A 19,579-nucleotide genomic window follows, 5' to 3' on the forward strand; every position below is an offset into this window, starting at 1 on the left:
AAAATCGATCAATTGTAACGAAGTTCGCTAGATTTTATCTTCCCTGCACAGGCCGAAAGGCAGACTCGAAGGAAGGAGATCGTCATGCGAACACCCAGTCCAACGGTCCTGGTCGTAGGCGCCGCAGGCCGCGTTGCCGGTTTGGTGGTGCCTGAACTCGTCCGCCGCAATGCCAGGGTTCGAGCGCTTGTTCGTGACGCCGCGAGTGCCGAAAAAGCCCGGAAAGCCGGCGCATCCGAGATCGCGATCGGAGATCTGCGCAACCATCGGAGCCTTGAGCAGGCCGTGAAAGGTGTCGACGGTCTCTTTCACATCGGACCGGCCTTTGCTCCCGACGAAGCCGCCATGGGGGTTGCCATGGTTGAGGCGGCGGCGCGAGCAGGCGTTCGAAAGTTCGTCTTTTCGTCGGTGATCCAGCCGACCAATACGAGGCTGGAAAACCATGCAAGCAAGGTACCCGTTGAAGCTGCCCTCTATTCGACGAACATGGAGTACACCATTCTGCACCCGGCCAATTTCATGCAAAATATCGCGCCGGCCTGGCCGTCCGTCGTCGAGCACGGCGTTTTCGCCGAGCCGTTTCCAAGGACGGCGAAGCTCGCCCGCGTCGACTATCGCGATGTGGCTGAAGTGGCGGCAATCGCACTGACCGAAGCGCGTTTGTCCTATGCGACCCTCGAGCTGTGCGCCGACGGTATGCACAGCCGCGAAGAGGTCGTCGCCATGATGAGCGAAGCGCTTGGCCGGCCGGTTTCGGCGGGCGAGCCGACATTTCAGGACTGGGCGGCGAAGGCCCGCCTTCCCTATACCGACCGGCAGTTGCAGATGCTGGCCAAAGTACACAGCCACTACGCCAAATACGGCCTCGGCGGAAACAGCCTGACGTTGCGTGCCGTGCTTGGCCGCGAGCCGCGTTCGCTGCGAAGCTTCATTCAGGAATTGGCGCTGCAGACGGCATATGCCGCCTGATCGTCCTCACAATAACGCTGACGCACATTTTTTCTGATTGGGAGATTTCGATGCAAGCATCACCGGACCGAGCCTTCAAATTGAGAAAGCTGCCGCCCTCCTACGGCGCGGTGGTGATGCCGTTGGTTCTTTCGATTCTGATGTCCTCGATTGTCTCGGCGGTTTCGACGGCAATCGGCGCAGGCTGGACGAACGGGTTTATAGCGGCCTGGAGCTATGCATGGGGCGCTTCATGGCTTGTCGCGTTTCCCAGTCTGCTGATTGTGCTTCCGATCGTGCGCCGGATCGTTGCCGCGATTGTCGATCAGCCGGCCCGGTCCTGACATCACGAACGAAGGATGCCGGCGGACGGAGGGCCGACATAGCCATTAGAGCGGCCCCTTGCGGGGCCGCGGCCGGTTCGTGCGCTTGCCTCAGGTAAGCGGCGACAGCTGGATCTCGACGCGGCGGTTCTGAGCCCGGCCGGCAGCGGTCGCGTTGGAGGCGATCGGACGTGTCTTGCCGAAGCCGGTGACGGCGAAGCGGCGGGAATCGACGCCCTGTCCGGACAGATAGTTGGCGACCGCCAAAGCACGGCGCTGCGACAGGTCGAAATTGTGCTCGTCGCTGCCGGTCGAGTCGGTGTGGCCGAACACGTCGACGGTGGTCTGGCGGAACTTTTTCAGCACAAGGGCCACCGAATTCAGCACCGGATAGAAACCGGCCTTCACCGCGTCCTGGTCGACGTTGAAGGTGATGTCGGACGGCATATTGAGGATGATCTGATCGCCGGTGCGGGTGACGCTGACGCCTGTGCCCTGAAGCTGTCGGCGCAGTTCGGCCTCGTTCTGGTCCATGGTGGCACCGATGGCACCGCCGGCAAGCGCGCCGATGCCCGCGCCGATCAGCGCGTTGCGGCGGTCGTTACCGCCGGCAAGCATGCCGAGCCCGGCACCCGCCAAAGCACCGAGACCGGCGCCGGCAGCGGTGTTGGAAACCTTCTGTTCCCCGGTGTAGGGATCGGTGGTGCATGCGCTCACGAGCACAGCCGTCGCCACGACGGCGAGCACAATCTTTTTCATATGGTGGTCCCTCTCCATTCCACGGCCGCGCAACGGCGCACCGCATCAGCCCTTCCAGCGACTTGTAACATGAAATGCGGCGAAAAGCGGACCAGCAAAAGCCGCTGCCGCGGCTTTCCCCGGCTCAATTCCACACGCCTGCAGCGGCTCGCGCGACCACCGCAATTCGACCGGCTACCAGAGATTCTTGCCGTCGATGACCACCACTTCGACCTTGTCGAGATCGAAATCGTCGAACAGCCGCGAGTTCACGCTGATCTTCGGATTGTCGAAATTCGGCTCGCCTGTCGACCAGTCCGGCGTCTCGGTGAAGGTGCCACAGCCGCAGGTGGCGCAAAAGCCGTGTTTTATGGTTTTCGATCCCCACTGGTAGAACGAAACATTCTCCGGCGGGCTGGTGAGCCTGAATTGCGATGGGGTGTAATAGGCCCACAACGAACCGCGTTTCGAACAGAAGGAACAGGTGCATCGCGTCACTGTCTGCGGCGCTTGCGAGACCTCGAACGTCGTCGCCTTGCAGTGGCAGCTTGCCTTGATCGTCATGGATTGGTCCCTCACAATGCCGCCCGTAAGCAAAGGCAGCATAAAGAAACGCTCCTGACAACTGCCTGTCAGCGACCTGTGAGCCTGCGATGCACAGGTTAAAAGTGCTGGAGTGCCGACCGAAGGCTCATCGATCCAAAGCCGCCGCACACCCCCGGGTCAGCCCGTCGGCAAGCTTTCGGGCGTCATGCGCTAATAGGACGATGGCGGCACGAACAGGCAGATGGTCTTTCCGTCATTGGCACCGGCAACGGAGCACCAATGATATTCGCCGTCGGGCGAATTCTTGATCCGCTTGTCGCTATAGGCCACGACTTCCCCGGTTCCTTTGATGACATAGCCCTCGGGACGTTCGCTGATCGATGTCTGAGAGACCTCGCGGCAATCATAGCCCGAGCAGCAGGAGAAGGGATAGCTCCAGCCTTGCGGCATGGCCGCGGTCGGCCTGGCATCATGCGCCAGAGCAGGCGCCGCAAATGGAATGGCGGCAGCTATCAAAACCACTGCCGCGACAAGTGAATTCAGGAGTCGGCGCGCCGTGCGGGCGACTGGGGCCGGTCTGGTTGTGAGAGCAGGCATGAGCGCAGTTCCTATCAACGGTTGTCAAGCATTTCGCTTGCCCGTTCCCGGAACGTGTCTTCCCAGTGGCCGGATCGTCAGGTCGCAGATACGCCGCGTCCGGCCATAAATGCTTTTTTCCTCCCCAGCGCATGAATGCTGGGCTGATTCCTTGGTCGGCGCAAGCAATTGCTGTCGCAACCGAACGCCGACCTCTGCAGCCGGAACCAACCTGCCGTCCTGATTGACGAAACCTGGTCAACCCCGGCAGCGGGATCGCCAATAACGGGATTTGGCTCGCGCTGGTTCCAGGCTTGGCACCGGCGGCCCGCGGCATCCGCGTCAAAAGCGGAAATCGATTTTTGAAAAATCCGATGAAAAACAAAGTTGTAGAACGACAGGTAAGTGCAAATTGAGAGCTCGTCACTCTCGCGCGATGGCCGTAACTCTCGCGTGATGAACCCACATTCCTGCCGGATTGGTGCCCGGCGGCCTCAGTCGATATCGGCCACCGTTTCGCCGGCGCCACCTTCGATCCGCTGCGACAGTGAGGCTTCCATGAAATCGTCGAGGTCACCGTCGAGCACGCTCGACGGGCTGGTGCTCTCGACACCGGTGCGCAGATCTTTCACCAGCTGATAGGGCTGCAGCACGTAGGACCGTATCTGGTGGCCCCAGCCAATATCGCTCTTCGACGCTTCGGTGGCGTTCGCCACCGCTTCGCGCTTCTTCAGCTCTTCCTCGTAAAGCCGCGAGCGCAGCATTTCCCAGGCCTTGGCCTTGTTCTTGTGCTGGGAGCGCTCGGCCTGGCAGGCAACCGCGATGCCGGTGGCGAGATGGGTTATGCGCACCGCCGAATCGGTGGTGTTGACGTGCTGGCCGCCCGATCCCGACGACCGATAGGTGTCGATACGGACGTCGGATTCGGAAACGTCGATGTCGATCGTATCGTCGATGACGGGATAGACCCAGACGCTGGCGAAGGAGGTGTGGCGGCGCGCATTGCTGTCATAGGGCGAAATCCGCACGAGACGATGCACGCCCGATTCCGTCTTCAGCCAGCCATAGGCGTTGTGGCCCTTGATCAGCAGCGTGGCCGACTTGATGCCGGCTTCTTCGCCGTCATGCACTTCAAGCACCTCGACCTTGAAGCGCCGGCGCTCGGCCCAGCGCGTATACATGCGCAGAAGCATCGAGGCCCAGTCCTGGCTTTCGGTGCCGCCGGCGCCGGCATGGACTTCCAGATAGCTATCGTTGGCGTCAGCCTCGCCCGACAGCAGCGTTTCGATCTGGCGCGCCTTGGCCTCGCCGCGCATCGAGCGGATCGCCGCTTCGGCCTCCGCGATGACGCCCTCGTCGCCCTCTTCCTCGCCAAGCTCGATCAGGCCGATATTGTCTTCCAGGGCCTGGGTGAGGCCTTTGACGGCGGCAATGCCTTCCTCGAGGCCCTGACGCTCGCGCATCAGCTTTTGTGCTTCCAGCGGCTCGTTCCAGAGGCTCGAATCCTCGGCACGGACGTTCAGGTACTCAAGCCGCTTTATGGCTTGGTCCCAGTCAAAGATGCCTCCTCAGCAGGGTGATCGCCTGCCTGATCTCGTCGACAATGTTTTGCGTTTCCGCGCGCATGGCTGGCTGTTCTGTCCTGTTGCTGGATGGCGGTTTGGTGGCGCGATACATAGGGACGGCACGGTCTCCTGTAAAGCGCCGGCCGCTGTAATGTACCGGCCCCCGTTAAAGCGGAATGGACCGGCTCGACCATCATCGTCAAGCCGGCCCGACCCGATGTAGCGATTGTCAGTAGAGCCCGCCGCCGCCCGACTGGATGGCCTGGTTGGCCTGCGGCGACAGCGCCCCGCCGGTGGCGTTGGAGCCGTCCGCACCCATGCCGATCACCCAGTAGCTGTCGGCGGGACCGGTACCCGGCTTGAAGGCTTCGATGATGGTTCCGGCGTCACCCGCGTTGGCTCGCATGCCGGTCTTGCGATTGATCGCAATCAGCTTCATGCCGTCCGGAACCTTGAAGTCGACATTGGGCGTGCCGTCCAGCGCCACGCGCATGAAATCCTTGAAGATCGGCGCGGCAAGGCCGCCGCCGGTCGCGCCCTTGCCAAGGCCTTTCGGCTGATCGTAGCCCATATAGAGGCCAACAACGAGGTTCGGCGTATAGCCGATGAACCAGGCATCCTTTTCGTCGTTGGTCGTTCCGGTCTTGCCGGCGATGTGACGGCCGAGCTCGTTGATGGTGGCGCCGGTGCCGCGTTGCACGACGCCCTCCATCATCGATGTGATCTGGTAGGCGGTCATCGGATCGAGCACCTGCTCGGAATTGTCGACCAGCTCCGGCTCTGGCTGGTTCTGCCACTCGGCGGCGTTGCAGTTCGAGCAGCCGCGTTCGTCCTGCCTGAAGACGGTCTTGCCGTAGCGGTCCTGGATGCGGTCGATCAGCGACGGCTTGATCGACTTGCCGCCATTGGCCATGATCGAATAGGCCGACACCATGCGCATCACCGTCGTCTCGCCGGATCCCAGCGCCATCGGCAGATACGGCGCCAGGTGATCGTAGACACCGAAACGCTCGGCATATTCCACGACCAGCTTCATGCCCATGTCGTTGGCAAGCCGCACCGTCATCAGGTTGCGCGATTTCTCGATGCCGGACCGCAAGGTCGCCGGGCCGGCCACCGTTCCGTCGTAATTCTTGGGCGTCCAGGTCGTGTTGCCGCTCTGGATGGTGATCGGCCCGTCCATGATCACGGAGGCGGGCGTATAGCCATTGTCGAGGGCGGCCGAATAGACGATCGGCTTGAACGACGATCCCGGCTGGCGCATAGCCTGCGTCGCCCGGTTGAACTCCGACTGCGCGTAGGAGAAACCGCCGACCATGGCCAGGACGCGTCCGGTATGCGGATCCATGGCGATCAGGCCGCCTTCCACTTCGGGAACCTGGCGCAAGCTGTAGCTGTTGTCCGAGCCGTCGTTCTTCTGCACAAAAATCACGTCGCCCGGCTTCAGCACGTCGGCCGGCGACTTCGCCTTGACGGTCCTGCCGTCGACGACGTGGCGCATGGCGAAGCTCATGTCTTCCTTGCTGACGGTGCCTTCGACGCGGTCCTTGACGATTTCGCCGGAGATCTGGCGCGTCGGCTGCAGGCCGATGGACAGGCCGGTGGCCGAGCTGTCGAGCACGACGGCGAGCGACCATTCCGGCACATCCTCTAACCGCTTGACGTTGCCCAGCGGCACACCCCAGTCGCCGGAAACGTCGATGCTCGTGACCGGCCCGCGGTAGCCGCGCAGCGTGTCGAACTTCATAAGTCCGTTCTGCATGGCCTTGCGGGCAATCAGCTGCATCTTCGGATCGAGCGTCGTGCGGACGGAAAGGCCGCCTTCGTAGAGCGCATTCTCGCCGTAGCGCGCGATGATCTGGCGACGCACTTCCTCGGTGAAATACTCCCCGGCGAAGAGATAGTTGCCGGTGCGGCGCGGCGTGACGCCGAGCGGCTCGGCCTTGGCCTTCTCGCCTTCCTCATGCGTGACGTAGCCGTTCTCGACCATCTGGTCGATGACCCAGTTGCGGCGCTCCAAGGCGCGATCGGCATGCTTGAAGGGATGGTAGTTGTTCGGCCCCTTCGGCAGGGAGGCGAGATAGGCGGCTTCGGCCACGGTGAGCTCGTTCACCGATTTGTCGAAATAGGTGAGCGCAGCACCGGCGACGCCATAGGCGCCGAAGCCGAAGAAAATCTCGTTGAGATAGAGCTCGAGAATGCGATCCTTCGAGTAGGCCTGCTCGATGCGGAAGGCGAGGATCATCTCCTTGATCTTGCGCTCGTAGGTCTGGTCTGAAGACAACAGGAAGTTCTTCGCCACCTGCTGGGTAATCGTCGAGGCGCCGACCTGGCGCTTTCCCGAACCAACATTCTGCAGGTTGACGACAATGGCCCGGCCAAGGCCGGTCACGTCGATGCCGGGGTGATTGTAAAAATTCTTGTCCTCGGCCGACAGGAAGGCCGCCTTGACACGATCCGGGATCGCCTGAATCGGCAGATAAAGCCGCCGCTCACGCGCATATTCGGCCATCAGCGCGCCATCCGACGCGTGGATGCGGGTCGTCACCGGCGGCTCGTATTTGGCCAGCACCTCGTAATCGGGCAGGTCCTTCGACAAATGGCCGATATAGATCGCCACGCCCGCCGCGACCAAAAGGGCCAGCGTCGTGCCGATGCCGAAGAAATAGCCAATGAGACGAATCATACCCGCTCCAGTCCTTGGTTCGGGAATTTCCTAAACGAAGCCGCCCTTCACGCAAGCTTTCGGGACGATCCAAACCGTAATCGCAAAATCCATGTCGCGACCATGTGGGCAAAATACGGCAGCGCGGGATTTCGGTTTCGAATGCCGGAAATAAAAGCACAGGGTGTTGTCGCCGTGCAACGCTGCTTCAGGTTGTGGGCGCCGGCGGACATTTCAGCCTCCGGCCCCCGTTCCGCTCTTGGCCGAAGCAAACAGGGCAACGGCGTTGGTTATGCTCTGGGTCGCCTTGTTGCGCCAATCGGCGCTGAGCAACTGCGCTTCGTCCTTGGCGTTCGACAGATAGCCGAGTTCGACCAGCACGGATGGAACGTCCGGCGCCTTCAGCACCTTGAAGCCGGCAGAACGCTGCGGGTTGTTGATCAGACCGACGCTGGTGGAAAGCTGGCCGACGAGAGTATGGGCGAAGCTCATCGAAAAATTATGCGTCTCGCGGCGGATCAGGTCGATCAGGATATCGGTCACTTCCTTGCTGTCGTCCTTGATCTCCATGCCGGCGAACTGGTCGGAAAGATTTTCACGGTCGGCAAGCGCCTGCGCCTCGGGATCGGAAGCCTTGTCGGACACGGTGTAGACGGTTGCGCCGCGAATGCCCTTGAGGCTGATCGTGTCCGCATGGATCGAGATGAGCAGGTCGGCCTCATGCTGGCGGGCAATGCGCACGCGGTCGTCGAGCCGCAGGAACTCGTCCGTTTCGCGCGTCAGGAACACGTCGTATTTGCCGCTGGCGGCGAGCTTGTCGCGCAGTTCCATGGCAAAGGCGAGCGTCACGTTCTTTTCGACCGTACCGTTCAGGCCCTCGGCACCGCCGTCGATGCCGCCATGGCCGGGATCGACGACGACGGTGAAACGATGGCCCGGATTGGAGACCGGCCCGGTACCGACCCTGCCGGCCTTGTCGGCGGAGACCGTCGAACCGGTGGTCAGCGCCTGATTGGCGAGCGCTGCGTCGAATTCCCGCTGCGAGGCCGCCGACATGTCGATGGCGATCCGGTAGCCGTTGCCGTCACCGTTCTTGAGCACGTCGAGATTGTCGACGGCGAACGGTCCCTTGCCGGTGAGAATCAGCCGCGATTTCCCCTCGCCGAGTTCGCCGTAACGCACGGCGCGGACAAGGCCGCGCGGCTTCACATCCTTGGCATTGAAGGCGAATCTCGTGGCCGGCAGATCGATGACCAGGCGATCGGGGCCGCGCAGCAGGAACCATTTGATGTCGGGCTCGCGGTCGAAATTGATGACGATGCGCATCTTGGTGGCATCGCCGGCCATCTTGTAGCTTGTGGCACCAAGCGGTGCGTCGGCAGCACGCGAAAGCGGCGAAAAGACCAGGCAAGCCAGGATCAGCGACAGCAGGCAGACGGTACGGAAGAACCAGCCTCCATGATGACGGCCCTTGTCTGCGAAGCCTGCCAGTCCCATCTTTCTACCAATCGCTCCCGTTTTGGCGTCATGCCCGATCGCTTGTCGAAGTGCCCTGTCGCTTGTCAAAGTGCCGGCAGACCGCGAACTCGATTAACGATTGGTATCCAGAGAAGGTTAACCAAGCCTTTTCATGGAAGGCTTGGGACCGGGGCTTCCGCTGCGGAACGGCTTTTTGCCGGCATCGGGAATCGGGGTTGCCTTCCAACCCGCCAAATCATAAAAGCGATGGTGGATCACTGCAATCCTGGAACCGTCCTCCTCCGCAGCTTCCTGCTACAGGTCAGACGCAAGACGGCTCCTTTCGCTTCAGGCGAAGAAGGCATCGGTGATCGCGACGATTTTCGCAGGCGTGCTCCCGTGGCGGGGGAATCGCCTGCGTGAGCAAAACGGCCGGGATTGTCCCGTGCCGGCTCTGTATGAGCAAACAAGCTGGTCCGGTTTTTCCCGGGCTTTGGTTCAAAAGGTTCTGCTGGTGACGATGGCTTCAAGCGCAATCATGGAAAGGTCCGCAACAAACCGCGCCACTACGGCTGCGGGCGGCACCGCCATGGCGCTCAGGCAGCGGCCGGCGGACGTTCAATTGTCCGGCACCCATGTTCCAGGTCCACGGCAGCGGGCATTGCCTCGCAAGCTGCGGCCGACGGCTGCCGGGAGGAAACGAAATAATGCCCAACAAAATGCTGATAGACGCCTCCCACCCGGAGGAAACACGCGTTGTCGTCGTTCGCGGTAACCGTATTGAAGAATTCGACTTTGAATCCCAGGACAAGAAGCAGCTCAAAGGAAACATCTATCTCGCCCGCGTAACGCGCGTCGAACCTTCCCTTCAGGCAGCCTTTGTCGAATATGGCGGCAACCGTCATGGTTTCCTCGCCTTCAGTGAAATACACCCCGACTACTACCAGATTCCGGTCGCCGACCGTCAGGCGCTGCTGCGTGCGGAAGCACAGGAAGCCCAGGACGAAGAGGACGAGGAAGCCGCCGAAGGCGAGGACCGCCAGAGCCGCGACCGTGGCAAGCGCGGACGCCGGCGCGGCGGCAAGAGCCGCGACCGCGGCGAGCACAGGCGCGAGGCAGGCGCGGCCGACGGCGAGAATGGCGAAGATGCCGTCGCAGAAAAGCTGGACGCCGTTGACGACAACACCATGTCCGACATTGCCGGACAGAGCGAGGGTGCCGCCGGGCAGAGCGATGAAGCCGCCGATCGCGGTGAGACCGAGCCGTCCGAAGGCGGTTCGAGTTCCATCGCTGCCAGCGTCGATGCCGACGTAATCTCGGAAGCCGTCCCGCAAGTCGAGGTAAGCGGGCCCGAGACAAGCGGGGCCGAGACAAGCGGCGAAGCAACCTCCGAAGACAATGATCGCGGCATGCTGGAAGAGGTGCAATCCTCGCATCCGGACGATCACGAGGTCGAATCGGTCGGCGCCGAGGACGCGCTGGAAGAAGTGCGCAACCGCCGCAAGCCGGTCCGTCGCCAGTACAAGATCCAGGAAGTGATCAAGCGCCGGCAGATCCTGCTGGTGCAGGTCGTCAAGGAAGAGCGCGGCAACAAGGGTGCAGCGCTGACCACCTACCTGTCGTTGGCCGGCCGCTATTCGGTGCTGATGCCGAACACGGCCCGCGGCGGCGGTATTTCGCGCAAGATCACCAATGCGCAGGACCGCAAGCGGCTGAAGGAAGTGGTCGCCGATCTCGAAGTGCCGCAAGGCATGGGTGTCATCCTGCGTACGGCAGGCGAAAGCCGCACCAAGGCAGAGATCAAGCGCGACTACGAATATTTGATGCGGCTTTGGGAAAACGTCCGCAATCTGACGCTGCAATCCACGGCCCCTGCCCTGGTTTACGAGGAAGGCAGCCTGATCAAGCGCTCGGTGCGCGACCTTTACAACAAGGATATCGACGAGATCCTGGTTTCCGGCGAAGAAGGCTACCGCGAGGCCAAGGACTTCATGCGCATGCTGATGCCGAGCCACGCCAAGGTGGTTCAGCCGTTCCGCGACACGACGCCGATCTTTGTGCGCAACGGCATCGAAGCGCAACTCGACCGCATGCTGCAGCCGCAGGTGACGCTGAAGAGCGGCGGCTACATCATCATCAACCAGACGGAAGCGCTGGTCGCCATCGACGTCAATTCGGGCCGTTCCACCAAGGAGCACTCGATCGAGGACACCGCACTTCACACCAATCTGGAAGCCGCCGAGGAAGTCGCCCGGCAATTGAGGCTGCGCGATCTCGCCGGCCTCATCGTCATCGACTTCATCGATATGGAAGAGAACCGCAACAACCGCTCCGTCGAGAAGCGGCTGAAGGATCACCTCAAGAACGATCGTGCCCGCATCCAGGTCGGCCGCATCTCGCATTTCGGCCTGATGGAGATGTCGCGCCAGCGCATCCGCGCCAGCGTGCTGGAATCGACGATGAAGCCTTGCCCGCATTGCGGCGGCACCGGCCATGTGCGCTCCGATTCGTCGGTCGCGCTGATGGTGGTGCGGGCAATCGAGGAATTCCTGCTCAAGGATTCGCGCAGCCACATCACGGTGCGGACGCCGGCGGCGACCGCGCTCTATGTGCTCAATCACAAGCGCGGCACGCTGGTGGAATTCGAGCATCGCTTCGGCGTGACCATCACCATCGAAGCCGATGACGCGGTCGGTGCACAACACTATGCCATCTTCCGCGGCGCGCTGGCCGAAAAGCCGGAAGGCTTTGTCGAGGCGCGCACGTTCCCGGCCTATGTCGAGCCGGAAGAACCCGAGGACGAGATCGTCATCGAAGAGGAAGACGAGGCACCGGTGCAGGCCGAGCAGCCACGCCCTGCCCAGCAGCCGCAGCAGCCAAGGTCCGGCGAGGACGGCGAAGGCCGCGATCGCAAGCGCCGCAAGCGCCGCAGACGGCGCGGCGGCAAGGATCGTGAACACGGGGATCGTGAACACGCGGACCGCGAACATGGCGCTGCTGTGGAAGGTGCTTCCGTTTCGGCGCCGACGGACGACGCCTTCGTAGCCGCGGGCGACCAAGGCGCCGAAGCGGAACATGAAGCGCCGGCAGGTGTTGTGGCCGAAACGGCGGAAGCGGCGGACGACGGTCACGGCAAGAAGCGCCGGCGCGGCAAGCGCGGCGGCAAGCGCAATCGCCGTGAGGACGGCGAGGACGGCTTGGAAGCTGCCCCCGGCGAACCAGCCGCCATGACGGAAGGTGCCGTGTCGGAAGCAGAGCCCGTAACCGGCGAGCCGGAAGGTGCGCCGCCGGCCGAAGAGCTTGCGGTGCTCGCTCCGGCGAACGACGACATGCCGAGCGCCGAAAAGCCGAAGAAGCCGCGCCGTACCGCCAAGCCGAAGAAAGTTGCGGCGGAAGCAGTTGCCGAGATTGCGGGCGCCGAGACATCGGCTGCCGGGGCCGCCTCCGTGGCTTCCGGCGAGACCGCTGCGCCGCCTTCGCAGGAGACTGAAGTGGCGGCTGCCGAGGAAACGCCGAAGGTCCGGCCGTCGCGGCGCAAGCCGGTACCGGTGGATGCTCCGGTCGTGCCGGTCGTCTCCTCGATCGTCCCGGACGAGGCAAAGACCGACGAGGCAAAGACCGAGGAAGCAAAGGCCGAGGACAAGCCGAAGCGTGCCGGCTGGTGGCAACGGAAGGGCTTTTTCTAAGCCTTTCCGTGCATTAGCCAGACTTTCTGAAAAAAAATCCCGCGCTGCCGATCGGCTGCGCGGGATTTTTTGCTCCAATTCAGGCGACGACACTATGGCGCGAAGATCGACCAGTTCATCATCTTCGCCAGTTTTTCCAGCGCGATCGAACCCAGCCTGGAATTGCCGTTGGCGTTGAGGCCTGGCGACCATACGGCAAGCGAGGCGACGCCCGGCACGATCCCCAATATGCCGCCGCCAACGCCGCTCTTGCCGGGAATGCCGACGCGGAAAGCGAAGTCGCCGGAGCCGTCATAGTGGCCGCAGGTCAGCATCATCGCGCCGATGCGGCGGGCGCGCTCTGCCGACACGACGGAATGCCCGGTCGCCGGGTTCTTGCCGCCATTGGCAAGGAAGCGGCCGGCCAGGGCCAGTTGCCGGCAGCTCATGGCGATAGCGCAATGGTGGAAATAGACGCCCAGCGCCAGTTCCGGCGCATGGTGGAGATTGCCGAACGATTTCATGTAATTGGCAAGCGCGAAATTGCGAAAGCCGGTGGCGCGTTCGGACGCCGCGACCTCGCGGTCGATGACGATGGTGTCGTCATCGGCCAGGAACTGGATGAAGCGCAGGATCTCGCCGATCGCCTCGCGCGGCTGATGGCCGGCAAGCAGGATGTCGGAGACGACGATGGCGCCGGCATTGATGAATGGATTGCGCGGAATGCCGTTCTCGTGCTCGAGCTGGACGATCGAGTTGAACGGATTGCCCGAAGGTTCGCGCCCAACCCGCTGCCACAGCGCGTCGCCGACATTGCCGAGCGCCAGCGTCAGCGTGAACACCTTTGAGATGCTCTGGATCGAAAACGCCTCGTCGGCGTCGCCCGCGGTCAGCACGCGGCCGTCATTGGTCACCGCGGAAATGCCGAATTTTTTCGAATCGATCTTGCCGAGCTGGGGAATATAGCTGGCGACGTCGCCGCGATCGGTACGCTCCGCCATTTCGGCGGCGACCTCGCGCAACGCCTGTTCGAGTTGAGGCGCCTGTTCAAGCTCCGGCATCGTCGCCCCCGCTACTTCAGCCAGCGTTCGATACGCGCCATCGCCTCGACCATGTCGTCGTGGCTGCCGGCATAGGAAAAGCGCATCGTGCGATGGCCTTGCAGCGGGTCGAAATCGCGGCCCGGCGTCGCCGCCACATGCGCCTCGGCAAGCATCCGGCGCGCAAACGCCATGCTGTCATTGGTGTGCCTGGTGACGTCGCAGAAGGCGTAGAACGCGCCGTCCATGGGCGCGGCCAAAGCAAAGCCGAGCTCCGGCAGGCGTTGCATCAGGAGCTCGCGGTTCCAGGCATAGCGCGCCTTCACCGCTTCCAGCTCTGACGTCGCCTTGAATGCCTCGATCGCGGCAATCTGGGACAGTTCGGGCGGCGAGATGTAGAGGCTTTGGGCGATGCGCTCGACTGGCCGCACCAGTTCCTGCGGCAGCACCATCCACCCGATGCGCCAGCCGGTCATGCAATAATATTTCGAGAAGGAATTGATCACCGTCACATCCGCGCCGAAAGCAAGCGCCGTCGTGTCGGGCGCCGCATAGGCCAGCCGGTGGTAGATTTCGTCCGAGATGATGGCGATGCCGAGCTCTTGCGCCGTCTCGACCAGCGCCTCGAGATCGCCGGCGGGAATGACCGCGCCGGTCGGGTTGGCCGGGCTGGCGAACAGCACGCCCTTCAGCGGTTTTTCGCGGTGCGCGGCTTGCAGGTGCTCGGCATGCAGATAGGCGGCGCCGTCCAACTCGATCTCGGCGATGTCGATGCCGAGCGCGGCCATGATGTTGCGATAGGCAGGATAGCCGGGCGCAGCGATGGCGACGCGGTCGCCTGGATCGAACATTGCCAGGAAAGCGAGGTTGAAGGCAGCCGACGATCCGGTGGTGACGGCTATCCGCTCGGGCGAAACGTCAAGCCCGTAATGCTCGCCATAATGCGCCGCGATCGCCTTGCGCAGGCCGGCGAGGCCCAGCGCGTCGGTATAGCCGATGCGGCCTGTCTTCAAGGCATTGGCCGCCGCTTCGCGAACCCCGGCCGGCGCCGGATCGGAAGGCTGGCCGACGGCCATAGAAACGACCGGCAGGCCCTTGGCTTTCAGCCGATTCGCCTCGGCCAGGATGTCCATGGCATGGAACGGTTCGACCGCGCCGCGGCGCGAAAGCGAAACAACCATTTTTCAATCCACCACACTTGTCCACACGTGCCGGCCATGCTGGCCGCGCCGCACAAATGCCCGATTGGTGTGGGGATCACAAGTTCGGTAAGTTTAGGCTGCCGACTTTTCATCCTTCGCCCACTCGTCTACCAGTGGACCTGCCATGTTGAGCCGACCCAAATCGACGATCGCCAGGACAGCGCGCGCCCTCGCGATGCTTTCGCTTGCCGTGGTGGTCGCCATAGCCGGCTCGGTCAATGCCTTTGCGCAGAATGTGCCGGTTGTGCGCGATGCCGAGATCGAGGCGCTGGTGCGCGATTACGCGCGGCCGATCTTCAAGGCGGCGGGCTTGTCGGGCGACGCCATCAACATCGTGCTGGTCAACGACCAGAGCTTCAACGCCTTTGTTGCCGGCCGCCGGCTGTTCATCAACACCGGCGCGCTGATGACGGCCGAAACGCCCAACGAGATCATTGGCGTCATTGCCCACGAGGCCGGCCATATCGCCGGCGGACACCAGCAGAAATTGCGAGAACAGCTCGAGCGCGCCAAGACGATGGCGATCCTGGCGACGCTGCTTGGCGCCGGCGCCATGGTGGCCGGCGCCACCAGCAACAGCCGCGGTCTCGCCGGCGCCGGCATGGGCGTGGTGGCCGGCGGCGGCGAGATGGCGCAACGCAGTATCCTCGCTTATCAGCGCACCGAAGAGATGACCGCCGACCGTTCGGCGATCACCTATCTCAATGCAACCGGCCAGTCCGGCATGGGCATGCTGAAGACGTTTGGCCGCTTCCAGAACGCATTGTCGCTCTCGGGCGCGCAAGTCGATCCCTACAGGATCAGCCATCCGATGCCGCAGGAGCGTATCGCCAATCTCGAAGTGCTGGTGAAGCAGAGCCCTTACGTCGACAAGGTGGACCCGCCGGCACTGCAGCAGCGCCACGACATGATGCGCATAAAGATCGCCGCCTACATGCAGGGCCAGGCGGCGGCGTCGCGATTGATGCGCAAGAACCCCGGCAGCGTCGCCTCACGCTATGGCGACGCGCAGATGACCTATCTGTTCGGCAATCTGGCGTCGGCGCTCACCAAGACCAACGCGTTGATCAAGGAACAGCCGAAAAATCCCTATTTCCAGGAATTACGCGGCGACATCCTGATGAAGGCGAACCGGCCGAAGGATGCGGCGGACGCCTATGCCAAGTCGGTCAGCCTCGATCCGGCGCGATCGGGGCTGCTGCCGGTCTCTTACGGCCAGGCACTGATGGCGATCGGCACGCAGGATTCGCTGAAGAAGGCGGTGGCGCAGATCAACACCGGCCTCGGACGGGATCGCGAAAACGCCGCCGGATACCGCTATCTGGCACAGGCTTACGGGGAACTCGGCAACATCCCGGCCGCCGAGCTTGCAACCGCCGAAGGGCATTTCTATTCCGGCGACTACAAGAATGCGAAAATCTTCGCCATGCGGGCGCAGCAGAGCATGAAGCGGGGCGAGCCGGGCTGGCTTCGCGCGCAGGACATTATAAACTACGCACCATCAGGTAAGAAGAAGTGAACCTTTCGGACGCAGGCTGCGACACAGCCAAACCGGGCGGACCCGAACACAGGCAAGAGGATCGAGGATCATGACCAAGGCAATTCTGCTGGGCACTACCGGAGTGGCAGCGGCTCTCGCCATGCTGGCGTTCGGCTTCGTCGCCGGCAATCCGCAGACGGCGAAGGCCGGCACGGCACAGCTTGCCCAGACGACGTCCTCAGGTACCAAGCTCGACCGTGCCGAAGTCGAAGGCATCGTCCGCGACTATCTGCTGAAGAACCCGGAAGTGCTTCTGGAAGCCCAGCAGGCACTCGAGGCCAAGCAGAAAGAAGAACAGCGCGTCGCCAGTCTCGGCGTCATCAAAGACGCCAAGGACCAGATCTTCAATTCCTCATTCGACGGTGTTGTCGGCAATCCGAACGGCAAGGTCACCATCGTCGAATTCTATGATTATAATTGCGGCTACTGCAAACGCGCCATCGACGACATGCGCGCGCTGACCAAGGCCGATCCGGACCTGCGCTTCGTACTCAAGGAGTTCCCGATCCTCGGCCCGGATTCGCAGAAGGCGAGCGTCGTCTCGATGGCCTTCCATTTGATGAAGCCGGAGAAATACGGCGAATTCCACAATGCGCTGCTCGGCGGCCAGGGGCGCGCCACCGAGGCGGCGGCGATCAAGGTGGCGCTGTCGCTCGGCGCCGACGAGGCGGCGCTGCGCGAAAAGATGAAGGACCCGAGCATCACCGAGGCCTTCTCCAAGACCTATGACCTCGCCACCAAGCTCGCCATCACCGGAACGCCGTCCTATGTCGTCGGCAACGAGGTGGTGTTCGGCGCGCTTGGCCAGGAAGTGCTGGCCGAAAAGATCGAGGCGGCGAAGGCCGCGCTCTGATCAGCGTTCGGGTTTCGATTAGGCTGCGGGTTTCCGGCACGGGCCGTTTTCCGGCTGTTGTGGACGGCGAAAGAACGCACTTGCGCTCTTTTCGCCAGCGTCTATGCCCATTATAGAGGGTCCGGCGCGCCGGCTTAGCCGCGCCGGGAAAGGTCGGCATTTTTTGAAAACGGTTTTCGTCCTGAACGGCCCCAATCTCAACGCGCTCGGCAAGCGCGAGCCGGGCATCTATGGCGGCAAGACGCTTGCCGCGATCGCCGACGACTGCAAGCAGGCAGGTGCCGCACTTGGGCTGGAGATCGATTTCCGCCAGTCGAACCATGAGGGCGACCTCGTCGACTGGATCCACGAGGCCGCCGACAAGGCCGCCGCAATCGTCATCAATCCGGGCGCCTACGGCCATACCTCGATCGCCATTCACGATGCCATCCGCGCCGTCGCGCCGCTGCCGGTGGCTGAGGTGCATCTCTCCAACATCCACGCGCGGGAACCATTCCGCCACGTCTCCATGGTCGCGCCGGTCGCCGTCGGCATGATCTGCGGGTTCGGGCCGCTCGGCTACACGCTGGCGCTGCAGGCGCTGGCTGCACGCCTATGACCGGCCAACAAACAGAAGGCTCGAAAATGTCGATAAAGAAGAACGGTGTTGACCAGCAGCTGATCCGCGATCTGGCGGGCATACTGAACGACACCAACCTGACCGAGATCGAGGTCGAGCTGGGCGATCTGAAGGTGCGCGTCTCGCGGCAGGCGCCGGCCGTCCATGCGGTCGCCGCAGCTCAGCCGGCCTATGCCCCGGCAGCCGCGCAGCCCGCGGCAGCGGCCGCCCCGGCGACGCCCGACGTGTCGAAGAACGCCGTCGCCTCGCCGATGGTCGGCACCGCCTATCTGGCACCGTCGCCGGACGCCAGGCCGTTCATCGAAATCGGCCAGAAGGTCAAGGAAGGCCAGACGCTGCTGATCATCGAAGCAATGAAGACGATGAACCAGATCCCCTCGCCGCGCGCCGGCACGGTGACGGCGATCCTGTTCGAAGATGCGCAGCCGGTCGAATATGGCATGCCGCTCGTCGTGATCGAGTAGAGCCGGGAACAGGCGAAAGATGTTCCAGAAAATCCTCATCGCCAATCGCGGCGAAATCGCCCTCAGGGTGCTGCGCGCCTGCAAGGAGCTCGGCATCCAGACGGTGGTGGTGCATTCGACCGCCGACGCCGACGCCATGCATGTGCGTCTCGCCGACGAGAGCGTCTGCATCGGCCCGCCGCCGTCGCGCGACAGCTATCTCAACATCCACCAGATCGTCGCCGCCTGCGAGATCACCGGCGCCGACGCGGTGCATCCCGGCTACGGTTTTCTGTCGGAGAACGCCAAGTTCGCCGACATCCTCGCCGCGCACAACATCACCTTCATCGGCCCGACCGGCGACCATATCCGCATCATGGGTGACAAGATCGAGGCCAAGCGTACCGCAAAACGCCTCGGTATTCCCGTGGTGCCCGGCTCCGACGGCGCGGTCACCGAGGACAAGGAAGCCAAGCGCATTGCCGCCGCGATCGGCTACCCCGTGATCATCAAGGCATCGGCCGGCGGCGGCGGGCGCGGCATGAAAGTGGCGCGTAGCGAGGCCGATCTCGAGGTGGCGCTGCAGACGGCACGCTCGGAGGCGGGTGCGGCCTTCGGCGACGACGCAGTCTATATCGAGAAATATCTGCAGAAGCCGCGCCATATCGAAGTGCAGGTGTTCGGCGACGGCGCCGGGCGCGGCGTGCATTTCGGCGAGCGCGACTGCTCGCTGCAGCGCCGCCACCAGAAGGTCTGGGAAGAAGCGCCCTCGCCGGCGCTCAATGCCGAGGAGCGCGCGCATATTGGCGGCGTCTGCGCCAGGGCGATCGCCGATCTCGGCTATTCCGGCGCCGGCACCATCGAATTCCTCTATGAGGACGGCGAGTTCTATTTCATCGAGATGAACACGCGCCTGCAGGTCGAACATCCGGTGACCGAGGCGATCACCGGCATCGACCTCGTGCACGAGCAGATCCGCGTCGCCTCGGGCGGCGGGCTTTCGGTGCGCCAGGAGGATATCCGCTTCCACGGCCATGCCATCGAATGCCGCATCAATGCCGAGGATCCGCGCACCTTTACGCCCTCGCCGGGCACCATCACCCATTTCCACACGCCGGGCGGCCTCGGTATCCGCGTCGATTCCGGCGTCTATTCGGGCTACAAGATCCCGCCCTACTACGACAGCCTGATCGGCAAGCTGATCGTGCACGGCCGCAACCGCGTCGAATGCATGATGCGGCTGCGGCGCGCGCTCGACGAATTCGTCGTCGACGGCATCAAGACGACGCTGCCACTGTTTCGCGACCTCGTTGGCAACGCCGACATCGCCAATGGCGACTACGACATCCATTGGCTGGAAAAATACCTGGCCGAAGGCGAGTGATACAGGGCGAAGCG

16 protein-coding genes are annotated in these 19,579 nt (G+C 63.0%); 8 read left to right on the top strand and 8 right to left on the bottom strand.

The genetic code is table 11. The annotated features are described in order from the left end of the window. Window positions 1-84 precede the first annotated feature (84 nt). On the top strand, window positions 85-969 hold the full coding sequence (locus NKH04_RS23450) for an NmrA/HSCARG family protein (RefSeq protein ID WP_353045045.1): 885 nt from the start codon (window positions 85-87) through the stop codon (window positions 967-969). A 50-nt stretch (window positions 970-1,019) separates the two neighbouring features. Further along, on the top strand, window positions 1,020-1,292 hold the full coding sequence (locus tag NKH04_RS23455; RefSeq protein WP_023679921.1) for a DUF2798 domain-containing protein: 273 nt from the start codon (window positions 1,020-1,022) through the stop codon (window positions 1,290-1,292). Window positions 1,293-1,382: 90 nt separating this feature from the next. On the opposite strand, the gene NKH04_RS23460 is transcribed toward NKH04_RS23455, so the two are convergent. The 6 genes from NKH04_RS23460 to NKH04_RS23485 form a co-directional block, all read right to left on the bottom strand. Continuing rightward, window positions 1,383-2,030 (bottom strand): YiaD family glycine zipper/OmpA-like lipoprotein, encoded by a 648-nt coding sequence (locus NKH04_RS23460; RefSeq protein ID WP_254817106.1) that lies wholly within the window; start codon window positions 2,028-2,030, stop codon window positions 1,383-1,385. A 174-nt stretch (window positions 2,031-2,204) separates the two neighbouring features. Next, entirely contained in the window at window positions 2,205-2,573 is a 369-nt protein-coding gene (locus tag NKH04_RS23465; RefSeq protein WP_023679923.1) for a GFA family protein, read from the bottom strand. A 192-nt stretch (window positions 2,574-2,765) separates the two neighbouring features. Further along, a complete protein-coding gene (locus NKH04_RS23470; RefSeq protein ID WP_352970538.1) occupies window positions 2,766-3,152 on the bottom strand; it encodes a hypothetical protein in 387 nt (128 codons plus the stop codon). A 473-nt stretch (window positions 3,153-3,625) separates the two neighbouring features. Continuing rightward, window positions 3,626-4,757, bottom strand: a protein-coding gene (prfB, locus tag NKH04_RS23475; RefSeq protein ID WP_352451084.1) for a peptide chain release factor 2 whose coding sequence is annotated in 2 segments (ribosomal slippage) — window positions 3,626-4,690 and window positions 4,692-4,757 — 1,131 coding nt in all. Because the reading frame shifts where the segments join, the coding sequence is not laid out codon by codon here. 168 nt (window positions 4,758-4,925) lie between these two features. After that, window positions 4,926-7,382 carry a penicillin-binding protein 1A gene (locus NKH04_RS23480; RefSeq protein WP_352472768.1) on the bottom strand — a complete coding sequence of 819 codons (2,457 nt, stop codon included), beginning with the start codon at window positions 7,380-7,382 and terminating at the stop codon, window positions 4,926-4,928. 213 nt (window positions 7,383-7,595) lie between these two features. Further along, window positions 7,596-8,858 carry an N-acetylmuramoyl-L-alanine amidase gene (locus NKH04_RS23485; protein WP_352970535.1) on the bottom strand — a complete coding sequence of 421 codons (1,263 nt, stop codon included), beginning with the start codon at window positions 8,856-8,858 and terminating at the stop codon, window positions 7,596-7,598. Window positions 8,859-9,526: 668 nt separating this feature from the next. Here NKH04_RS23485 and NKH04_RS23490 point away from each other — a divergent pair. After that, window positions 9,527-12,505, top strand: coding sequence for an Rne/Rng family ribonuclease (locus tag NKH04_RS23490; protein ID WP_353045046.1), 2,979 nt, complete (start codon window positions 9,527-9,529; stop codon window positions 12,503-12,505). Window positions 12,506-12,597: 92 nt separating this feature from the next. On the opposite strand, the gene NKH04_RS23495 is transcribed toward NKH04_RS23490, so the two are convergent. Continuing rightward, entirely contained in the window at window positions 12,598-13,545 is a 948-nt protein-coding gene (locus tag NKH04_RS23495) for a glutaminase (RefSeq protein ID WP_352766713.1), read from the bottom strand. Between the two features lie 11 nt (window positions 13,546-13,556). Then, a complete protein-coding gene (locus NKH04_RS23500; RefSeq protein ID WP_352766715.1) occupies window positions 13,557-14,705 on the bottom strand; it encodes a pyridoxal phosphate-dependent aminotransferase in 1,149 nt (382 codons plus the stop codon). A gap of 145 nt (window positions 14,706-14,850) precedes the next feature. On the opposite strand from NKH04_RS23500, the gene NKH04_RS23505 reads away from it, so the two are divergent. From NKH04_RS23505 to accC, 5 genes are all read left to right on the top strand, one after another. Then, a complete protein-coding gene (locus tag NKH04_RS23505) occupies window positions 14,851-16,245 on the top strand; it encodes a M48 family metalloprotease (protein ID WP_352501647.1) in 1,395 nt (464 codons plus the stop codon). Between the two features lie 70 nt (window positions 16,246-16,315). Beyond that, on the top strand, window positions 16,316-17,119 hold the full coding sequence (locus NKH04_RS23510; RefSeq protein ID WP_352451092.1) for a DsbA family protein: 804 nt from the start codon (window positions 16,316-16,318) through the stop codon (window positions 17,117-17,119). A 163-nt stretch (window positions 17,120-17,282) separates the two neighbouring features. Next, entirely contained in the window at window positions 17,283-17,717 is a 435-nt protein-coding gene (aroQ, locus tag NKH04_RS23515; protein WP_023717478.1) for a type II 3-dehydroquinate dehydratase, read from the top strand. 26 nt (window positions 17,718-17,743) lie between these two features. Further along, complete coding sequence (gene accB, locus NKH04_RS23520; RefSeq protein ID WP_292662508.1) at window positions 17,744-18,202, top strand: acetyl-CoA carboxylase biotin carboxyl carrier protein; 459 nt, start codon at window positions 17,744-17,746, stop codon at window positions 18,200-18,202. Window positions 18,203-18,221: 19 nt separating this feature from the next. Then, the gene (gene accC, locus NKH04_RS23525; RefSeq protein ID WP_023674822.1) at window positions 18,222-19,565 is read left to right on the top strand and encodes an acetyl-CoA carboxylase biotin carboxylase subunit; all 1,344 of its coding nucleotides are present in this window, start codon (window positions 18,222-18,224) and stop codon (window positions 19,563-19,565) included. The last annotated feature ends 14 nt before the right edge of the window (window positions 19,566-19,579 follow it).

It is taken from the genome of Mesorhizobium sp. M1365, assembly GCF_040317865.1.
GTDB lineage: Bacteria > Pseudomonadota > Alphaproteobacteria > Rhizobiales > Rhizobiaceae > Mesorhizobium.

Coding starts and splice junctions, on each gene's coding strand:
- NKH04_RS23450 (WP_353045045.1), top strand. CDS start 85: ATGCGAACACCCAGTCCAACGGTCCTGGTCGTAGGCGCCGCAGGCCGC.
- NKH04_RS23455 (WP_023679921.1), top strand. CDS start 1,020: ATGCAAGCATCACCGGACCGAGCCTTCAAATTGAGAAAGCTGCCGCCC.
- NKH04_RS23460 (WP_254817106.1), bottom strand. CDS start 2,030: ATGAAAAAGATTGTGCTCGCCGTCGTGGCGACGGCTGTGCTCGTGAGC.
- NKH04_RS23465 (WP_023679923.1), bottom strand. CDS start 2,573: ATGACGATCAAGGCAAGCTGCCACTGCAAGGCGACGACGTTCGAGGTC.
- NKH04_RS23470 (WP_352970538.1), bottom strand. CDS start 3,152: ATGCCTGCTCTCACAACCAGACCGGCCCCAGTCGCCCGCACGGCGCGC.
- NKH04_RS23480 (WP_352472768.1), bottom strand. CDS start 7,382: ATGATTCGTCTCATTGGCTATTTCTTCGGCATCGGCACGACGCTGGCC.
- NKH04_RS23485 (WP_352970535.1), bottom strand. CDS start 8,858: ATGGGACTGGCAGGCTTCGCAGACAAGGGCCGTCATCATGGAGGCTGG.
- NKH04_RS23490 (WP_353045046.1), top strand. CDS start 9,527: ATGCCCAACAAAATGCTGATAGACGCCTCCCACCCGGAGGAAACACGC.
- NKH04_RS23495 (WP_352766713.1), bottom strand. CDS start 13,545: ATGCCGGAGCTTGAACAGGCGCCTCAACTCGAACAGGCGTTGCGCGAG.
- NKH04_RS23500 (WP_352766715.1), bottom strand. CDS start 14,705: ATGGTTGTTTCGCTTTCGCGCCGCGGCGCGGTCGAACCGTTCCATGCC.
- NKH04_RS23505 (WP_352501647.1), top strand. CDS start 14,851: ATGTTGAGCCGACCCAAATCGACGATCGCCAGGACAGCGCGCGCCCTC.
- NKH04_RS23510 (WP_352451092.1), top strand. CDS start 16,316: ATGACCAAGGCAATTCTGCTGGGCACTACCGGAGTGGCAGCGGCTCTC.
- accB (WP_292662508.1), top strand. CDS start 17,744: ATGTCGATAAAGAAGAACGGTGTTGACCAGCAGCTGATCCGCGATCTG.
- accC (WP_023674822.1), top strand. CDS start 18,222: ATGTTCCAGAAAATCCTCATCGCCAATCGCGGCGAAATCGCCCTCAGG.